At 73.3% G+C, this 18,977-nt stretch carries 16 protein-coding genes and 1 riboswitch; of the genes, 3 read left to right on the forward strand and 13 right to left on the reverse strand.

Annotated elements, in window-relative coordinates; all coding sequences use genetic code 11:
• From ribD to rpe, 3 genes are all read right to left on the reverse strand, one after another.
• Positions 1–1,062 carry a bifunctional diaminohydroxyphosphoribosylaminopyrimidine deaminase/5-amino-6-(5-phosphoribosylamino)uracil reductase RibD gene (gene ribD / locus OG598_RS15210; RefSeq protein ID WP_328655047.1) on the reverse strand — a complete coding sequence of 354 codons (1,062 nt, stop codon included), beginning with the start codon at positions 1,060–1,062 and terminating at the stop codon, positions 1–3.
• A gap of 167 nt (positions 1,063–1,229) precedes the next feature.
• Positions 1,230–1,400, reverse strand: a riboswitch (FMN riboswitch).
• 78 nt (positions 1,401–1,478) lie between these two features.
• Entirely contained in the window at positions 1,479–2,435 is a 957-nt protein-coding gene (locus tag OG598_RS15215) for a response regulator (protein ID WP_328655048.1), read from the reverse strand.
• Between the two features lies 1 nt (position 2,436).
• Positions 2,437–3,117 carry a ribulose-phosphate 3-epimerase gene (gene rpe / locus OG598_RS15220; protein WP_238671589.1) on the reverse strand — a complete coding sequence of 227 codons (681 nt, stop codon included), beginning with the start codon at positions 3,115–3,117 and terminating at the stop codon, positions 2,437–2,439.
• A 254-nt stretch (positions 3,118–3,371) separates the two neighbouring features.
• Between rpe and OG598_RS15225 the strand changes: the two genes are divergently transcribed.
• Positions 3,372–4,262, forward strand: coding sequence for a septum formation family protein (locus OG598_RS15225; RefSeq protein WP_328655049.1), 891 nt, complete (start codon positions 3,372–3,374; stop codon positions 4,260–4,262).
• Positions 4,263–4,344: 82 nt separating this feature from the next.
• The gene (locus tag OG598_RS15230) at positions 4,345–5,235 is read left to right on the forward strand and encodes a septum formation family protein (RefSeq protein WP_328655339.1); all 891 of its coding nucleotides are present in this window, start codon (positions 4,345–4,347) and stop codon (positions 5,233–5,235) included.
• A gap of 55 nt (positions 5,236–5,290) precedes the next feature.
• Here the strand turns inward: OG598_RS15230 and OG598_RS15235 are convergent, their stop codons facing one another.
• From OG598_RS15235 to OG598_RS15250, 4 genes are all read right to left on the reverse strand, one after another.
• Positions 5,291–6,727, reverse strand: a complete 1,437-nt coding sequence (locus OG598_RS15235) for an RsmB/NOP family class I SAM-dependent RNA methyltransferase (RefSeq protein ID WP_328655050.1) — start codon at positions 6,725–6,727, stop codon at positions 5,291–5,293.
• Positions 6,724–7,650, reverse strand: a complete 927-nt coding sequence (gene fmt / locus OG598_RS15240) for a methionyl-tRNA formyltransferase (protein WP_328655051.1) — start codon at positions 7,648–7,650, stop codon at positions 6,724–6,726. Before fmt ends, OG598_RS15235 begins: the two co-directional genes overlap by 4 nt.
• Positions 7,651–7,655: 5 nt before the next feature.
• Positions 7,656–8,213: a peptide deformylase gene (gene def / locus OG598_RS15245; protein WP_091401921.1), complete on the reverse strand. Its 558-nt coding sequence runs from the start codon at positions 8,211–8,213 to the stop codon at positions 7,656–7,658.
• Between the two features lie 85 nt (positions 8,214–8,298).
• Complete coding sequence (locus OG598_RS15250) at positions 8,299–10,782, reverse strand: ATP-binding protein (protein WP_328655052.1); 2,484 nt, start codon at positions 10,780–10,782, stop codon at positions 8,299–8,301.
• A gap of 239 nt (positions 10,783–11,021) precedes the next feature.
• Here OG598_RS15250 and OG598_RS15255 point away from each other — a divergent pair, with 239 nt between their 5' ends.
• On the forward strand, positions 11,022–12,302 hold the full coding sequence (locus OG598_RS15255) for a hypothetical protein (RefSeq protein WP_328655053.1): 1,281 nt from the start codon (positions 11,022–11,024) through the stop codon (positions 12,300–12,302).
• A gap of 80 nt (positions 12,303–12,382) precedes the next feature.
• Here the strand turns inward: OG598_RS15255 and OG598_RS15260 are convergent, their stop codons facing one another.
• The 6 genes from OG598_RS15260 to OG598_RS15285 form a co-directional block, all read right to left on the reverse strand.
• Positions 12,383–13,366: an AAA family ATPase gene (locus OG598_RS15260; protein WP_112604931.1), complete on the reverse strand. Its 984-nt coding sequence runs from the start codon at positions 13,364–13,366 to the stop codon at positions 12,383–12,385.
• A 261-nt stretch (positions 13,367–13,627) separates the two neighbouring features.
• Entirely contained in the window at positions 13,628–15,601 is a 1,974-nt protein-coding gene (locus tag OG598_RS15265; protein WP_442931510.1) for a primosomal protein N', read from the reverse strand.
• The gene (gene metK / locus OG598_RS15270) at positions 15,598–16,791 is read right to left on the reverse strand and encodes a methionine adenosyltransferase (protein ID WP_091401916.1); all 1,194 of its coding nucleotides are present in this window, start codon (positions 16,789–16,791) and stop codon (positions 15,598–15,600) included. Before metK ends, OG598_RS15265 begins: the two co-directional genes overlap by 4 nt.
• 87 nt (positions 16,792–16,878) lie before the next feature.
• The gene (gene coaBC, locus OG598_RS15275) at positions 16,879–18,087 is read right to left on the reverse strand and encodes a bifunctional phosphopantothenoylcysteine decarboxylase/phosphopantothenate--cysteine ligase CoaBC (RefSeq protein ID WP_328655055.1); all 1,209 of its coding nucleotides are present in this window, start codon (positions 18,085–18,087) and stop codon (positions 16,879–16,881) included.
• Between the two features lie 14 nt (positions 18,088–18,101).
• Positions 18,102–18,365: a DNA-directed RNA polymerase subunit omega gene (gene rpoZ / locus OG598_RS15280; RefSeq protein ID WP_030335666.1), complete on the reverse strand. Its 264-nt coding sequence runs from the start codon at positions 18,363–18,365 to the stop codon at positions 18,102–18,104.
• 64 nt (positions 18,366–18,429) lie between these two features.
• Entirely contained in the window at positions 18,430–18,963 is a 534-nt protein-coding gene (locus tag OG598_RS15285; RefSeq protein ID WP_124853871.1) for a guanylate kinase, read from the reverse strand.
• Positions 18,964–18,977 lie beyond the last annotated feature (14 nt).

The raw sequence follows: 18,977 nt of genomic DNA on the forward strand, positions 1-18,977 counted from the left end.
TCAGCCCTCCCTTTTGCGGGGCAAAGCGGTGATCCGGAGATCCGGACCGATCTGCGTAACGTCGACGAACTCCAGATCGATTGCCTCGGCGATGGTGGTCACTCCCGCGTCGACCAGAGCGGTCGGGCCGGCGCCGAGCAACCGCGGCGCGACGTACCCGACGATCTTGTCGACCAGGCCGGCCTCCAGGAACGCGCCGGCCAGCCGGGGGCCGCCCTCCAGCAGCACCGCGCGGACCCCGCGCTGGTGCAGCGCCGCGAGCAGCGCCGACAGGTCGACCCGGCCGTGCGGGTCGGCGCCGACCTCGTCGGCGGTCGCGATCCACGTCCGCGCGGCGCCGTCGCGGACCTTGGCGTCAACCGGGGTACGCCCCGAGCTGTCCACCACCACCCGCAGCGGCTGCCGGATGGCCAGGCTGCCGTCGCGCAGGTTGCGGGCTGTCAACCGAGGATCGTCGGCGAGCACCGTGCCCACCCCGGCGATGACCGCGTCGACGGTGCCCCGCAGCGCGTGCACGTCGATCCGGGCCGCCTCCGAGGTGATCCACATGCTGGTGCCGTCCGCCGCGGCGGAACGCCCGTCGAGCGTGGCGGCGTACTTCCAGATCACGTACGGCCAGCCTCGGCGCATCGAGGTCAACCACGCGACGTTGCCGGCCTCGGCCTCCTCGCCGCGTACCCCCAGATCGACCCGGACCCCGGAGGCGCGCAAGGTGGCGGCGCCCCCGGAAGCGACAGGGTTCGGGTCGGGTACGGCGATGACCACACGGCCCACCCCGGCCTGGACGAGCGCGGAACTACAGGGGCCGGTGCGGCCGGTGTGGTCGCAGGGTTCCAGAGTGACGACAGCGGTGCCGCCCTTGGCCCGCCGCCCGGCCTGCGCCAGGGCGACGATCTCGGCGTGCGGCCCCCCGGCGTACGCGTGGAAGCCCTCGCCCACGACCTCGCCGTCCTCGTCGAGCAGCACGCACCCGACCACGGGGTTGGGGCTGGTGGTGCCGAGCCCGCGCGCCGCCAACTCGATCGCACGCCGCATCGCCTCATCAACGGAGACGCTGGCCATCGCGCTGCCCCTGCCCTCTCACTCGCCGATCCGCGCGCGGGCGGTCAGGGAGGCGGTGGCCATGGGGCCACGGGCAGGCGGTGGCGGATTCCGGGAACGGCACAGCCGCCCCCGGGGGGTCGACACGGCACGCTGAAGCCAGCGGCCGGCTCGGACCCGTCCGTCCCGCGCGCTGTCTCCCATCCGGACTGTCTGGGCGCGGACGAACCGCCCCCAACCGTCGGCCCCGGATTTTCACCAGGTCCACCGGACGGCAGAGCCGTCCGGGTCGCGGGCTGACCACGGTTGGACCGTGGATCACCGCCGGTTCGGAATTTCACCGAGTCCCGCCAGCGCGTGGTGGGTACACGGGAAGTCTTACACGCCGATCCGGCTCCGCCGCCACCTAGGCGAGCTACTTCACAGCGGTATCACGCTCAGGTGACGCCGCGACGGCGGTCCACCGCCACGTACGAGCCCGGTTGGCTCTTGGCCACCGTCTTCATCTCCGAGGCCACAGCGATCGCTTCGAGCGGGTCGGTGAACCGCTTGCCGGCGTCGGAGAGGGACACCCCGATGGAGAGCGTGACCAGGGCCGCCCGCCGGATGTTGCCGCGTCGATCCTTCAACTCGACGAAGCCGCGTTCCCGGTCGGTCGGGTCGTAGAGCGTGTCGGCGGCGTTCTCGAAGTCGACGACCGCCCGGGACGTCAGTGGGCGCACCTGGTCCGGGGCGCAGACGATGACGAAGTCGTCGCCGCCGACGTGACCGAGGAAGGCCGGTGGCAGCCCGACGCCCACCACCGCCCGGTGCAGGCTGCGGGCCAGCGCGGAGATGAAGTCGTCGCCGCGCACGAAGCCGTACCGGTCGTTGACGCTCTTGAACCGGTCGATGTCGACGTAGCCGACGGCGTAGTCCACGCCGTTTCGGACCCGATCGCTGATCTCCCGACGGATCCGGCTGTTGCCGGGCAGCCCGGTCAGCGGGGAGACCTCCCGGAACTCCTTGTTGCGGCGCAGCGTGGACGAGACCCGGGCCACCAGCTCGGCGGTGTCGAACGGCTTGACCAGGTAGTCGTCCGCGCCGGCGCTGAGCCCGTGCACCTTGTCGACTGTCATGCCCTTGGCGGTCAGCATGATCACCGGAAGGGCGGACGTCATCGGGTCGGCGCGTAACCGGCGGGTCAGCTCCAGCCCGTCGATGCGGGGCATCATGAGGTCGACCACCGCCAGGTCCGGCCGTTGGCGCTCGATGATCTCCAGGGCCTCCTGGCCGTCGCTGGCGTGGATCACCTCGAAGCCGTGCAACCGCAGGTTGAACTCGACGAACCGGGCGATGTCCTCGTCGTCGTCCACGACGAGAATGATGTCCTTGCGGTCGGCCTCGGGCTCCACCTCAGGCCCCGGGCGCCGCGCGTTCCGCCAGTGCCCGCAGGTGCCGTACCGCCTCCGCCGGGTCGGCGGCCCCGTACACGGCGGTGCCGGCCACGAACGCGTCGGCGCCGGCCGCTGCCGCCTGCTCGATGGTGTCGGCGGCGATGCCGCCGTCCACCTCGATGCGCAGCTCCAGATGCCCGGCCGACGCGTGCCGCCGGGCCGTCCGCACCTTCTCCAGGAGCTGCGGAATGAACCGCTGCCCGCCGAAGCCCGCCTTGATCGTCATGATCAGCAGGGTGTCGAAGCTGGGCAGCAGGTCCAGGTAGGGCTCGATCGGGGTGTCCCGGTCGATGGCCAGGCCCGCCTTCGCACCGGCCGAACGCAGGTCCTTGGCGAGCGCCACCGGGTCGTCGGACGCCTCCGCGTGGAAGGTGACGTTGTACGCCCCGGCGTCGGCGTACCCGGGGGCCCACCGGCGCGGGTCCTCGATCATCAGGTGCACGTCGAAGGGCATCGCCGTGACGGCCCGCAGGCTCTGCACCACGGGCAGCCCAATGGTCAGGTTCGGCACGAAGTGGTTGTCCATCACGTCGACGTGCAACCAGTCCGCGGCGTCCTCGACGGCACGGACTTCTTCGGCGAGGCGGGCGAAATCGGCGGCCAGGATGCTCGGCGCGACGATCGGCGGCGGTACGGTCACGGGGCCAGTGTACGAACGTGGCCACCCGCCACCCGCATCGCGGCACCTTTGGGGACGCCCTGTGACCCAGCAGTGACCATTGGTGCAGAATTGGACGCTCCGGACCCCCGAATCCGGACGAACAGACATCAGCCACTGGCCGATCGACGGAAACGCGACGACACTCCAACCGGGACGGTGCCGTAGGCTGCACGCCCGCCGGGGTCTCGCCGCGGGGCGCGGCGACCGGCCGCCAGCTCCCGGGAGGGCGGACGATGCGACGGTGGCTTCCAGCGCTGGTGCTGGCCAGCGTCACGACGATGCTGCTGGCCGGCTGCGCGCCGGCGCGAGGCGCGGACGGTGATCTCACCGACGACTGGCCGACGCTGCGGGTCCCCAAGCCGTTCACCCCTGCCACCGACACCTGCCTGCCGCGGATCGCCACTGTCGTGCAGGCCAGCACGTACGAAACGGTGGACTGCGCGCGCAACCACCTGGCCGAGACCATCCACGTCGGCACCTTCGTCGGGCCCGACGCGCTGACCGAGGCCCGACCGGAACCCGGATCGTCGGCGCTGCGCACGGCTCGCGCCGAGTGCGACCAGCGGGCCCGGGAGGTGCTCGGCGGCGACTGGCACACGGCCCGACTCGCGCTGTCCCTCGCGTTGCCGTCCGCGCCCGCCTGGGCCGGCGGCGCCCGCTGGTTCCGCTGCGACCTCAGCGAGACCGGGAGCATCGACAACACCCGCCCGGTGAACCGCACCGGCAGCCTGCGCGGCGCGTTGATCGGCGACACGCCCCTGACGCACCGCTGCTTCGACCCCAAACTGATCGGCGACAACCTCAACTACATGGCGCCGGTGCTCTGCACGGAGCCGCACCGCGCCGAGTTCGTGGGCGTCTATGAGGAACAGGACATGAGCTGGGCGGAGTTCGCCAAGTCCGCCGAGCAGGCGCACCGGCGCTGCATGGCGCTGATCGCCGAGTACGCGGCGGTGCCCAACAACAGCGAGCTGCCGTACCGGGCCGGGTCCATCTACTACCCGCCGTCGCAGCGGGAGTGGGAGGAGGGCGACCGTGGAGTGCGCTGTTTCCTGTGGAGCGACGACCGCAAACTCACCCGCTCGATGCGTGGCGCCGGTCCCGAGGGACTGCCCGCGATCTGACCATCGTTGCCGTATGCTGCTGCGCCGTGGCGCTATCGACCGGCCGGGTCCGGTCGGGGGCCAGCAGCGGCGGGAGGTCGGGATGCGACGGTGGCTGGCGGCGTTCGCCGGGGGTGGGGCACTGGCCCTGGCGCTGGCCGGGTGCGGCGCACCCGCCGGAATCGACAGTGACCTCATCGACGACTGGCCGGCGCCCGTCGCGGCGCAGCAGTTCGTCCCCGCTGCCGACGTCTGCCACCAGAGCTCCCAGCAGGTCGGCTTCCTGACCGGCTACAACCCGACGGCGTGCACCGAGGCGCACCGGGTGGAGACCATGCACGTCGGCACCCTCACCGGCCCGGGCGCCGACGGCGGCACGCCCCCGCAGCCCGGCTCGGCCGGCATGCGGGCCGCGCAGACCGGGTGCGACACGGCGGTCAACAAGGCGGTGGGAGCCGACTGGCGTTCCGGGCGGCTCGGCCTGACCGTCGTGCTGCCGTCGCCGCAGGCCTGGTCGGGCGGAGCCCGCTGGTACCGCTGCGACGTCACCGAGATCGCCAGCATCGACGACACCGCTGTCGACCTGCGCACCGGCAGCCTCCGGGGCGCGCTGTCCGGAGCGGCCCCGCTGGCGTACCGCTGCTTCAACCCGAAGATGGTCAAGGACGACATCGACGAGATGGTCGCGGTCTCCTGCACCGCCAAGCACCACGCCGAGTTCGTCGGCGTCTGGCAGGCGCCGGACACCAGCTACGCCGCGTTCACCCGCAGCACCAAGCGGACCCACCGGGCCTGCCAGACGATGATCGCCAAGTACGCCAAGGTTCCGGACAACTCCCAGCTCGACTTCCGCGCCGGCACGATCTACTACCAGCCGTACGAGGAGGAGTGGCGCAACGGGAACCGGGGCGTGCAGTGCTTCCTCTGGATCTCCGACCGGAACCTGACCCGCTCGATGAAGAACGCCGGCACCAAGGGCCTCCCGGTCACCTGAGCCTGCGCGCACGACGTCCGGCCGGTCGGTCGACCGGCCGGACGCGTGGAGCGGATCAGCCTCGGCGCAGGACGGCGAGGAACATCGCGTCGGTGCCGTGGCGGTGTGGCCAGAGCTGCACTGTCGGCCCGTCGCCGAGACCGGGCATGCCGGCCGGCAGCAGCGGGCGGGCGTCCACGAAGTCCACCGCAACCCCGCTACGGCGGGCCGCCTCGGTAACCGTCACGTGCGTCTCGACGGTGTGCGGCGAACAGGTGACATAGGCGACCAGGCCACCCGGGCGGACCGCCCGCAGCGCCGCGCCGAGCAACTCCCGTTGCAGCCGGGTCAGCGGCGGCAGGTCGGACGGTTGGCGACGCCACCGCGACTCCGGCCGACGACGCAGCGACCCCAGCCCGGTACACGGCGCGTCGACCAGCACCCTGTCGAAGTGCTGCTCCGGCAGTTTCGGGTCGCCGCCGACCTCACGGCCGTCCATGGTCAGCACGGTCACCGGCAGGTCCCGCGTCGCCAGGGAGACCAGCCGAGCGCGGTGCTCGGCCACCTCCACCGCTGTCACCCGGGCACCCCGCTGCGCGGCCAGCGCGCCGAGCAACCCGGCCTTGCCACCCGGGCCGGCGCACAGGTCCAGCCACCGTCCGTCCGGGCCGTCCAGCGGGGCGTCGGCGAGCGCTGTGGCTACCAGCTGGGAGCCCTCGTCCTGCACGTGGGCCCGGCCGTCGACCACCGCCGGGATGTCGCCCGGCGACCCGCCGGCCAGATAGACGGCGTACGGCGAGAAGGCACCGGGCGCACCGCCGACCTCATCGGCCAGCTCGACCGGGTCGATCAGGCCGGGCCGGGCACACAGGTGCACCGGCGGGCGCTCATTGTCCTCGATCAGGAGACGCTCCGTCTCACCCAGATCGCCGCCGAGCGCCTCGGAGAAGGCTCGGACGATCCACTGCGGGTGGCTGTACGCCAACGCGAGGTGCCCGACCGGGTCGGTCTCCATCAGTGGAGCGAGCTTCGCCACCCAGGCGTCCGCGTCACGGCTGGACACCTCGCGCAGCACCGCGTTGGCGAAACCGGTAGCGCCCGGTGCCACCGAACGGACCAGGTCCACAGTCGAGGAGACCGCGGCGTGCGGCGGCACCCGGGTGTGCAGCAGTTGGTACGCCCCGAGCCGCAGCGCGTCGCGTACCGGCGGGTCGATCCGGGCCACGTCCCGGCCGGCCGCGTCGGTCAGGATCGCGTCCAACGTGCCCAGGTGGCGCAGGGTGCCGTAGGTCAGCTCGGTGGCGAAGGCCGCGTCCCGACCGAACAGCCCCTCTTCCCGCAGGATGATGGGCAGCACCAGGTTGGCGAACGCGTCGTCCCGGTGCACCGCCGCCACCGCCTCGTACGCGGCGCGGCGCGGTCGGTCCAGCGGTGGTCGGACCGGGCGCCGGTCCCCGCCACGGCCGGTCGACGGGCCGGAGCGCGTCGGTCGGGTTCCCTCCGGTGCCGTCACGCGAAGTCCTCTCCAGTGCCGACCCGGACGCCGCGCGCCCAGTCGGTAGCGTCCATCGCCCGCTTGCCCGCGGCGCGGACCTCGCCGAGACGGACCGGCACGGTCGCCGTGCCGACCAGCACCCGGGACTTCTCCACCAGCAACTCCCCCGGCTTCAGCTCGGGGCCGTCGGGCACCGGGACGACCGGCCCGAGCTTCACCCGCTCGTCGCGGAACGTCGTCCAGCCACCCGGCGCGGGAGTGCAGGCCCGGATCCGCCGGTCCACGGCGAAGGCAGGGTCGCTCCAGCGCACCCGCGCGTCGTCCACTGTCAGCTTCGGCGCCAGCGACACCCCGTCGGCCGGCTGCGGCTCGGCACGGGCGGTGCCGTCGGCGATCGCGTCGAGCACCGCCACCAGCAGCCCGGCGCCGGAATCGGCGAGCCGCCCCAGCAGGTCGCCGGAGGTGTCGGTGGCGCGGATCTCGTCGGTCAGCGTGCCGTAGACCGGGCCGGTGTCCAGGCCCTCCTCCAACTGGAAAACGCTGGCCCCGGTCAGCTCGTCGCCGTGCAGCACGGCGTGCTGCACGGGCGCGGCGCCACGCCACGCGGGCAGCAGGGAGAAGTGCAGGTTGATCCAGCCGTGCCGGGGGATCTCCAGGGCCGCCGGCGGCACCAGCGCGCCGTAGGCGACCACCGGCACGCAGTCCGGCTCCAGCTCGCGCAGCCGGTCGAGGAACTCCGGGTCGCGGGGGCGGGCCGGCGTGAGAACCTCGACGCCGTGCTCGTCGGCCCACGCGCCGACCGGCGAGCGGGACAGGCCCCGCCCGCGCCCGGCGGGCGCGTCGGGCCGGGTGACCACTGCCACCAGCTCGTGTCGGGAGGCGGCGACGGCGGCCACTGCGGGAACGGCGACGGCCGGCGTACCGGCGAAGATCACGCGCATCCGGGTCAGCGCCCCAGACCGAAGGGGTCGCTGATGTGCGGGCTGAGCTTGACAGTGGGCGGGGCCGCCGCGTCGTACCACTCGGCCTGGCGGATCGCCTTCATGGCTTCCTTGCGCCCCTCCGGGTCCAGTCGGTCCAGGAAGAGCACCCCGTCGAGGTGGTCGGTCTCGTGCTGCACGCAGCGCGCCATCAGGCCGGTGCCGACGATCTGCATCGGGTCGCCGAACGAGCTGAAGCCCTTGGCGACGACGTTCTGCCGACGCTTGGTGTCGAAGTAGAGCCCGGGGATGGACAGGCAGCCCTCCGGGCCGTCCTGCTCCTCCTCGTCGGGGAACTCCAGCACCGGGTTGATCAGGTGCCCGAGGACGTCGTCGACGTCGAAGGTGAACACCCGCAGGCTCACACCGAGCTGCGGCGCGGCAAGGCCGGCGCCGTTCTGCTCACGCATCGTGTCGGTGAGGTCGGCGACGAGCCGACGTAGCTCGGCGTCGAAGTCGACCACCGGATCGGCCGGCGTGCGCAGCACCGGATCCCCAAACAGACGGATGGGCTGGACGGTCACGCGGGACGGCTCCTTCTTCGGGTGGACGAGCGGTGCCGTACCAGTCTACGGAGTGCCCGGCCGGGCGCCGGGCGGCGCACCTCGCTCAACCACCGCCGGTGTGCCCAGCGTCACCGGCGGGCTCCCCGGCAAACAGCTCCCGCACCCGCTCGGCGTCCGGGTGGCCGAGATCGTCGAGGATGCCCAGGGCCCGTCGCCAGGTACGCGCGGCGCCGGCCGCGTCCCCCACCGCCTGCCGGCTCTCGCCGAGCCGGGACAGGGTGTCCGCCTCGTCGTAGCGGTCGCTGACCCGCCGGTACAGCCCGAGGGCCCGCTGGAAACAGCGGATCGCCGCCCGGTGGTCGGCCAGCCGGGCGTGGATGAAGCCGAGGCTGTCCCAGGTGTTCGCCTCGCCGTGCCGGTCGCCTGTCGTCCGCAGCAGCGCCAACGCCTCCCGGCAGTGCCCGAGCGCCGGCTCGTACCGGCCGAGCTGGGCGTACGCCCACCCCACCGCGTTGCGGGCGCTGGCCTCCCCGGCGACGTGCCCGGCGGCCCGGTACAGCGCCAGGGCCCGCTCGCTCTGCTCCAGGGACTCGGCGTGCCGGCCGAGCCCGTCGAGCATCGCGCCGAACGCCCGGTGGGTGCGCGCCTGCCCGGTGTGGTCGCCCAACTCCGCGAAGATCCCCAGGGCTTGCCGGTAGTTCCTCGCCGCCTCGTTCACCCGCCCCAGCCGGGACAGCACCCGGGCGAGGTCGCGGTGGGCGTTCGCCTGCCCGGGTCGGTCGCCGGCCTGTTGCGCCCCGGCCAGGGCGTTCCGCTGGGCCACTGCCAGGTCCGGCCACCGCCCCCGGCGTTGCAGGAAGTCCACCAGTGTCCAGGCCAGCTGCCACGCGTGGCCGTCGAACCCGGCCCGCCTCGCGTGGGCGACCGCCGCCAGCAGCACCGGATACTCGACGCCGAACCAGGCGAGCGCCTGACCGAGGTCGGTGATCTCCTCGGGCAGCACACCCGGGGCGGCGGCGGTGAGGGTGACCGGGTCCCGACCCGGTTGCAGCAGCAGCGCCGCCGCGTGGGCGGTGTGCAGGTAGTGGTCCAGCCCACGTCGGATCGCGGCCCGCCGGGCGTGCTCCGGTTCGAGACGTTCGACCTGCTCGGCCGCGTACGCCCGGAGCAGGTCGTGGGCGCCGAACCGGCCGGGGGCGTGCTCGGTGACGAGGTGCGCGTGGGCCAGCTCGGCCAGCAGTCGGGGCACCTGGGCTCGGGGCAGCCCGGCCAGGCTGGCCGCCGCGGCGAACCCGATGTCCGGTCCGGGATGGCAGCCGAAGAGCCGGAACAGGCGGGCCGCCGCCGGAGTCAGGCTCCGGTACGACCAGGAGAAGACGGCCTGCACGTCGGTGCCGGCGTCCCCTCCGTCGAACGAGTCGAGTGGTCGCGGCGCCGCCCGCAGTTCGGCAGCGAGGGTGGCCAGCGGGAACGTCGGCTTCTCCGCACCTCTCGCGGCGAGCACGGCCAGCGCCAGCGGCAGCCGCGCACACCGCTCGATGATCTCGTCCACCGCCTGCGGCTCGGCCGCCAACCGGTCAGTGCCGAGCCGCCGGGCCAACAGGTGCCAGGCCTCGGCGGTGCTGAGCAGGTCGACGCCGATCGGCCGGGCACCTTCGGCGGCGATCAGCCCGGCGAGCCGGTTGCGACTGGTTACCAGGACCAGGCAGTTCGGGCTGCCGACCAGCAGGGGTCGGATCTGGTCGGCGTCGCGGGCGTTGTCCAGCAGCACCAGCATCCGGCGGCCGGCGAGCAGGCTGCGGTAGAGGCCCACCTGGGCGGGCAGGTGGGTGGGGATGCGTTCGGGCGGTACCTCGAGGGCCTCGAGGAAACCTCGGACCGCCTCGACGGCCGTCACCACCGTTCCGGTGGCGTCGAACCCACGCAGGTCGACGTAGAGCTGACCGTCGGGGAAGCGGTCGGCGACCCGGTGCGCGAAGGTGACAGCGAGGGTCGTCTTGCCGACCCCGGCCGTACCGGACAGGGTCATGACGGTGACCGACGCCACGCCGTCGTTCCCGGGCGCGACGGCGCGAGCGCATTCGGCATCGAGCTGGGCGAGTTGGGTCGCACGCCCGACGAAGCCGGGCAGCGCCGGGGGCAGTTGGCGGGGTATCGGGAACCGGGGGGACGTGGTGCCGGCGCGCGGGCCGCCGACCCTGGCCCGCGCGACCGCCCGCCCGGTGGTCGCGTGTTCCCGGTTCGGGCGTCGGCGTCGCTCCTCGACCCGGTCCCGCGCGGTGGCCAGCACCCCCTGCTCGGCGGGGGTGGCCCCGAGCAGCCGGATGAGAGCGTCGAACCGTTCCGGCGGCGGCAGGATGTTGCCGGCGAAGTACTCGCCGATGATTCCGCGTGACCAGCCGGTCTTCGCGGCCAACTGCCGGTACGTCAGCAGCGTCTCTCCCTGCTGCCGGGCTTCGCGGCGGCGCAGCTGGCGCAGCAACCCGGCCAACTCGGGCAGTGTCTGCGCCTCGGTGCCGGCGCGGGCCAGCTCGGCTGACCCGTGTGACGTCTGATGAGTGCCGGACGGTATCCACTGCTCGGACATGCGACCCCCACCCCCGGTCATCCGGCCCCCCGGATGCGCACGGGCAGGGTAATTCCGACGCGACGCAGATCAATAGACGACTGCCAATGTTTGACAGTTCCACTGCGGACCGTTCCCCGTCCGGCGGTGTCCAGCGGTGTCCAGTCCCGTCCAGGATCCGCCCCGTGGGGTCGATGCCCCTGCCACCGTCCTGATGCGGGCTCGGCCCGCTCCACGCTCCCTGGGGGAAGAGGTACCCGATGATCCGTCCACACCCGACCGCCCGTCGTCCCGTGGCGATGCTGCGTCGCGTCGCCGTCGCCGCGATCGGTCTCACGCTGCTCGCCGCGGGCGTGACCGCCACCCCGGCCACCGCCGCACCGGGCGGCAAGGCCGCCACCACCGGATCCTTCGTCGACAGCACACCGGTCCCCGGCGGCTTCGCCTCCTGGTCGGAGCTGCTCCGGTTGCAGCAGCGCATGAACACCGCCGCCGCCCGGATCACGAACGCGGCACAGCGCAGCGCGAACTCCGGCTTCGCCGGTATCGTCGCCGATCCCACCAGCCGCCAGCTCCAGGTCTACTGGAAGGGTGAGCCGCCCGCCAACCTGGTGGCCACCGCCCGGGCCACCGTCGCCACCCAGGTGCTGCCCGCCGCGTACTCACAGCGGGAACTCATGGTCGCCGCGGAGCGGCTGCGGGCCGCAGCCGGCAACAAGATCACCACGGTCGGGCCGCGCGCCGACGGCGCCGGCCTGCTCGTCGGCACCCAGGACGGGCTGCTCGGTGCGACGGCTCTCGCCGGCGTACCGGTGACAGTGCAGACCGGGGTCGCCGCCGCGCCCGCCACCCGGTGGGACGACACGGCGCCGTGGTGGGGTGGCGGCGCGTGGCGTAACACCGCCACCGGCGGTGGTTGCTCGACCGGCTTCGGGGTCTTCCAGGGCGGGGTGGCGCGGATGCTCTCCGCCGCGCACTGCGCCAACCTCAACGTCCTCGCGACCGACCCGACCGGGCAGACGATCGGCATCGTCGGCACCCGCAACACCGGCACGGACACCCTGCTCCTCGCGGGCAGCTCGGGCGGCCGGGTCTTCAACAACAGCACCAACGCGGCCGGCGGAGTGGTCAGCGAGTTCAGCAACCAGGTGATCGGCGCGTCGGCCAGCCAGGTCGGCAACTTCGTGTGCACCTCGGGCGCGTACTCCGGCACCCGGTGCTCGATCCAGGTGAAGGCCCGCAACCTCTGCATCAACGTCCGCGACTTCGGCACTGTCTGCGGTCAGGTGCAGGCCGAGAACACCACCCGCACCAACGCCGTCGGTCAGGGTGACAGCGGCGGCCCCGTGGAGATCGTGAACGCGGCGAACACCCTCCAGGTCTGGGCGACCGGCACCAACACCGCCATCGACGACACCAACACCGCAGTCCCCTGCACCGGCTACGTGACCGCCGGTCGGGTCTGCGCCTGGCGGATGTACTACGAGGACATCTTCTCCGGCATGGCCGGCGTGGGCGCCTCAGGCGTCATCCTCGGCTGAGCCGTCGCGGCGACCGCCGTACGACTCGGTGGCCGGGCCGGCGCGCGCACCCCGCGCGTCGGCCCGGCCTCACGCCGGGGTCAGACGCTGGCGCCGGGGTCGCCCGCGAGCACCGCGTCGCCGCGGAGCAGCGCGGGCTCGGGCAGCGGCAGTTGGATCTTGTGAGCCGCCTCCCAGTCGTAGACCAGGCCGGGGCGCACCTGGGCGGCGAAGTAGTCGATCGCTGTCATCCCACCCACTACCGGCTCGTCGACCTCGGCGACCAGCTGGGCGGGCACCAGGGAGAACCCGTTCTGCAGGGCGGCGCTGAGGCGGCGGTGGCCGTCGACGACGAAGAAGTACTCGCCGGTGAACCCGATCTTCAGCGGTTCGAGGGCCTCGTCGCCGGCCTCGGCCACCCCACCGACGAAGTCGGTGTCCCACAGACCGCGCAGGGTGGCGATGTCCTCGGTCGGGTAGACCCGGGCCGGGTCCAGCAGCAGCAGCGGCGGCGCGTCGCGCAGCACCTCGGCGCCGAGCGTGCCCTCGTACGCGGCCACGATGTGCTCGATCACCTCGGTGGCGGACGCCCGGGTCGTGTCACAGATCAGGTCATAGTTGCGCAGCCGGGCCTTGTCCACCCCGTAACGGATGATGAACCGGCTGCGCTCGCTCGCGCTGCGCTCCCGGAGCTTGGCCTTGGCCTCGTCCAGGGAGGCGTAGCTCTCCGCCGGCCCGGAGGGGCGGGCGAGCACCCGGCGGGCCGCCTCGCCCGGCTCGGTGATCATGTGCACCTTGAGCGCATCGGTGAAGAAGTGCCAGGCCAGCCGGGAGTCCATGATGAGGCGCTCACCCGAGGCGGCGATGTCCCGCTGAAGCTGGTCGACGTAGCCGTCGACGGCCTGGTCGAGCTCGGCGTGCAGGTTGAGCTGCAGCGCTGTCATCTGCCGCTGCTGCGCCATCTCCCGGTAGAGGTCCCCCACGCTGACCCGGCGCATGCCGAGCCGCTTGGCGATCTCGACCGACACGGTGCTCTTGCCGCTGCCGAGGTCGCCGTTGAAGACGATCGATTGTCCAACGGTCACGACTGGTCCACCCCTGATCACCGGCTCATTGACATCATCGACCTCGCGCCCGACCGACGCGTTCCCGCCATCGTCCGTCGCGCCATCCCGCGACGGCTCCAGCTCGGCGCGGCTGACGCCCCCTCGCGAACTGGAGCCCGTCGTACGCCTTGGCATGACGGGCGATGCTACCACTCGGGCGCCACCACTTTGCCGGACGCAGTGTGCGAGGGCCCCCGGCAGCGGGCGAGGTCCGCGACCGTCGGCACCGGCCGAAACGCCTCAGAACAGGCTCAGCGGATCGACCTGGAGACGAACCGGATCGGCGGCCTTGCGAGCGGCCCGGACGCCGGCGGCCGAGTGCAACGCCTCGGCGAGCGCGGCGGCCCGGGCCCGGGGCACCCGGACCAACATCCGCTCCCGGCCCTCCTCGGCCGGCACCGGCCCGAGCACCTCGGCGTCGTCCGGCAGCCGCGCCGCCGCCAGCAGGTCCGCCACCGCCTCGGCCGCTCCTGTGACGCTCGCCATCCGCACTGCCGGCGGGAAGCCCAGCTCCCGGCGCTCGGCCAGCTCCCGACCGGCGAACCAGCCGGCGTCCCAGCGCAGCAGCGCCTGCACGGGGGCGAGCGCGCCGTCGGCGACCACCACCACCCGACCGGCCGGCGCCGGGCGGGCCAGCGCCGCCGCCGCCAGCCAGCGGCGCAACGCCTCCTCGCCGGCGCGCAGGTCGGCCCGGGTCAGCAGGGCCCACGAGTCGAGCAGCAGCACCGCGCCGTAGCCGCCCTCGGCGACCGGCTCGGCGCCCGGGGTGGCCACCACGAGGGCCGCGCCACCTGGCACGTCGGTCAGCACCTCCTCGCGCCCCGAGGTGCGCACCGGCACGTCGGGGAACGCCCGGCCCAGCTCCTCGGCGGTCCGCCGGGCGCCGGTCACCGCGGCCCGCAGCCGCCGCCCACCGCACTCCGGGCAGGCGTACGCGGCCGCCACCCGGGCGCACCACCGGCAGGCCGGGGTGCCGCCGGCCGAGGGCAGCGCGAGCGGGCCGGCGCAGTGCGCGCAGCGGGCCGGGGTGCGGCACTCGGCGCAGGAGATCGACGGAAGGTAGCCGCGGCGGGGCACCTGCACCAGCACCGGCAGGTCCTGGCGGAGCGCGTCGCGGGCAGCCGTCCAGGCCAGGCTGGGCAGCCGGGCGGTGGCGGCCCCGGGGTCGCGGGCCAGTTGCGGGTCGTCCCCGGTCGGCGCGATGGCCGGGATCCGCGCCCGCACTGTGGCCCGGTCGGCGACCACCTCCGGGGCCCAACCGGTCTCCACCAGCAGCTGCGCCTCGGCCGTCCGGGCGTACCCCCCGACCAGCGCGCCGGCCTCGGCGAGGTGGGCGCGGGTGAGCAGCACGTCGCGGGCGTGCGGGTAGGGCGCCCGGGGCTCGGAGTGCAGGTCGTCACCGTCGTCCCAGACGGCGACGAGGCCGAGCCGGGCCACCGGGGCGAACATCGCCGCCCGGGTGCCGATCACCACCGGCACCTGACCACGGCGAGCGGCGAGGAACGCCCGGTACCGCCGGGCCGGGCCGAGCGCGGCGGAGAGGCTGACGTGCCGCCCCGGGCCGAGCACGCCGGTGAGCGCCGCGTCGAGGCGGTCGAGGTCACGCGCGTCGGGCACCACGACCACCGCGCCGCGCCCACTGGCGACGGTGGCCGCCACCGCGTCGGCGTAACGGGCCGCCCAGTCCTCACCGGGCAGCGCCGACCAGACCGCGCGGGGCGCCCGGCCGTCGGCGAGCGCCCGCAGCAGGGCCGGGCCGGTCGGGTAGTCGCGCCACCCGCGCGGGTCGACCGCCCCGGTGGGGGCCGCCGGGGTGGGTGGCTCGTCGTGGGGCTCCTTCTCCACCCGCGCGTGCCGGGGTGGCACGGCGAGCCGGAGCACGTCGGCGAGGCTGCCCGCGTACCGGTCGGCGACCGCCCGGGCCAGCCGGGCGACCTCGGGGGCCAGCACCGGCTCCGGGGAGACCACCTTCTCCAGGTACGCGAGGCGGCCGGTGTGCCCCGAGTCGTCGGCGCGCGACAGCAACCACCCGTCGACGAGTTGCCCGGCGAAGCGCACCTTCACCCGGGTACCGGGCACCGCCACCTCGTCCAGCTCGGCCGGCACCAGGTAGTCGAACGGCCGGTCCAGGTGCGCCAGTCCGACATCCACGCAGACGCGCGCGACCGGCGACCCGTCCGCGGGTCGCCGGTCGCTGCGCTTGGTGGCGGTCAGGCTCCCGCGGCCGACTTGAGGTCGGCGGCCCGGTCGGTGCTCTCCCAGGTCAGGTCCGGCAGCTCCCGGCCGAAGTGGCCGTACGCGGCGGTCTGCTGGTAGATCGGGCGGAGCAGGTTGAGGTCCCGGATGATCGCGGCCGGACGCAGGTCGAACACCTCCGTGACGGCCTTCTCGATCGACGAGACGGGCACGGTCTCGGTGCCGAACGTCTCGATGAACAGGCTCACCGGGTGCGCCTTGCCGATCGCGTAGGCGACCTGCGCCTCGCACCGCTCGGCCAGGCCGGCGGCGACCACGTTCTTGGCCACCCAGCGCATCGCGTACGCGGCCGAGCGGTCCACCTTCGACGGGTCCTTGCCGGAGAACGCGCCGCCTCCGTGGCGGGCGTACCCGCCGTAGGTGTCAACGATGATCTTGCGACCGGTCAGCCCGGCGTCGCCCATCGGGCCGCCGATCTCGAACCGGCCGGTCGGGTTGACCAACAGCCGGTAGCCGTCGGTGTCCAGGCCGAGGCTCTCCAACTCCGGGGCGATCACGTGGTCGCGCACGTCCGGGGTGAGCAGCGAGTCCAGCGAGATGTCGGCGGCGTGCTGGCTGGACACGACGACGGTGTTCAGCCGGACCGGGCGCAGCCCCTCGTACTCGATGGTGACCTGGGTCTTGCCGTCCGGCCGCAGGTACGGGATCGTGCCGTCCTTGCGCACCGCCGAGAGGCGGCGGGCCAGCCGGTGCGCGAGCGCGATCGGCAGCGGCATCAGCTCGGGCGTCTCCGAGCAGGCGAAGCCGAACATCATGCCCTGGTCGCCGGCGCCCTGCGCGTCCAGCGCGCTCTCCGACGCCCCGGTACGCAGCTCGAAGGCGTTGTCCACACCCTGCGCGATGTCCTCGGACTGCGCGCCGATGGAGACGCTGACCCCGCAGGAGGCGCCGTCGAAGCCCTTCTTCGACGAGTCGTAACCGATGTCGAGGATGGTCCGGCGGACGATCGTCGGGATGTCGGCGTACGCCTTGGTGGTCACCTCACCGGCGATGTGCACCTGACCGGTGGTGATCATGGTCTCCACTGCCACGCGGCTGTGGGGATCCTCGGTCAGCAGCGCGTCGAGGATGCCATCGCTGATCTGGTCAGCGATCTTGTCCGGGTGGCCTTCCGTGACCGATTCGGACGTGAAGAGACGGCGTGTCACGGCACTCCTAAGCGTATGAGGTCGTTCCGCGGCAGTCTAATCACCACTGCGGCCGGTGTCGGGATCGGTCGCGCCCTGTTCCACCCGTCAGGAGCGGCCAGGTAGCCGCGCCACGACGAGATCCCACACGGCGTCGGCCACGGCTTCCTTTGCCTGCTCGGGCGGCCGGCTGACCGAGCCGTCCGCGCCGATGACCGTCACCGTGTTGGTGTCGGCGCCGAAGACCAGGTCCGGACCGACCTCGTTGACCACGATCAGGTCGGCCCGCTTCCGGGCGAGTTTCGCCCGGCCGTTGGCCTCGGCGTCGCCGGTCTCGGCGGCGAACACCACCAGCACCTGCCCTGGTCGTTTGCGCTGGCCGAGCTCCGCCGCGATGTCCGGGTTCGTGACGAGCTCGATGGTGGGTGCGACACCGTCGTCCGACTTCTTGATTTTGCCAGTCGCGTACGTCGCGGGCCGGAAATCGGCCGGAGCCGCCGCCATCACCACCGCGTCGGCCTCGACGGCGGCCTTGACTGTCGCCTCCCGCAACTCGGCGGTGGTGCCCACCCGGATCAGGTCGACCCCGGCCGGGTCCGCGAGGCCGACGTTGGCCGAGATCAGTGTGACCCGGGCACCCCGGGCGACCGCCGCGCGGGCGAACGCGTACCCCTGCTTGCCCGACGAACGGTTGCCCAGGAAACGCACCGGGTCGAGGGGCTCACGGGTGCCGCCGGCGGTGACGACCACCCGGCGACCGGCCAGGTCGGCGGGGGCGGAGTCGCCGCGGGCCAGGAGCCGACCGGCGACGGCGAAGATCTCCGCCGGGTCGGGCAGTCGACCCTTGCCGGTGTCGGCGCCGGTGAGCCGGCCGACGGCGGGCTCGATGACCCGGACCCCACGGGAGCGCAACGTGGCCACGTTGGCCACTGTGGCGGGGTGCTCCCACATCTCGGTGTGCATGGCCGGGGCCAGCAGGACCGGGCAGCGGGCGGTCAGCAGGGTGTTGGTCAGGAGGTCGTCGGCGAGGCCGTGGGCGGCCTTGGCGAGCAGGTCGGTGGTGGTCGGCGCGACCACCACCAGGTCGGCCTGCTTACCGAGCCGGACGTGCGGCACCTCGTGGACGTCGGTCCAGACGTCGTCGGCGACCGGTTGACCGGAGAGCGCGGCCCAGGTCGGCGCTCCAACGAAGCGGAGCGCCGACGCGGTCGGCACGACCCGAACCCGGTGACCCGATTCGGTGAAGAGTCGCAGCAGCTCGCACGCCTTGTAGGCGGCGATGCCGCCGCCGACCCCGAGGACGATCGAGGCGGACATCGGCCAGCGGGGGCTTACGGCTGGTCGGTCGGCTCGGCGGTGAGCAGGCCCGAGTTGATCTCGCGCATGGCGATGGAGAGGGGCTTCTCCTGCGGGGTGGTCTCGACGAGCGGGCCGACGTACTCCAGCAGACCCTCACCGAGCTGGCTGTAGTAGGCGTTGACCTGGCGCGCGCGCTTGGCGGCGAAGATGACCAGCGCGTACTTCGACGTCGTCTTCTCGAGGAGCTCGTCGATCGGCGGGTTGGTGATGCCTTCGGGGTTGGCGATGGATCCCACGAATTAACCTCTGCGTCTTTCGAGCCGCGCGGACGCGGTGCTGAGTCTCAACGGCGGCCGGCCGTCAGCCACGCACGCGTGACCAGGCCGGATCCGGATAAGAAGAACCGAGTAAGCCTACCAGCTCCTCGACCACCCGTTCGGTGTGGTCGTGGGTCAGCGCGTGCTCGACGGTGGCGGCCACCGTGGCGTCGGGCGCGTACCCGGGTGGGCTCAGCAACACCAGCCGGGCATCGGGCAGGCGTGCCCGGACCAGTGGGACGCCGCGCAGGTCGAGCGGGAGCAGCACCGGCTGCCCGGCGTCGAGCCGGGCGCGCAGCGGCGGGTACGGGGTGCCCCGGCGGTGCGACCCGATCCGGGACCACTCCAGCAGCTCGCCGTCGACGATCCGTCGATCGAACTCGGCGGGGGCGAGGAAGACGCGGTCCACCCCGTCGATCTCCGACTCCCGGCGCGGCCTGGTGGTTGCCGCAACCGGGATCCACACGGACGGAGAACGCGCCCGGACGAGCTCGACGACACTCTCCCTGCCGGAACCCGAAGGTCCAGCCAGGACAGTGAGCCGAGCCGCCGGGCGCGCCTCGTCATCCGTGCTCACTGCTTGTTTCTACA

The sequence above is a fragment of the Micromonospora sp. NBC_00330 genome (assembly GCF_036136635.1).
Classification (GTDB): domain Bacteria; phylum Actinomycetota; class Actinomycetes; order Mycobacteriales; family Micromonosporaceae; genus Micromonospora; species Micromonospora salmantinae.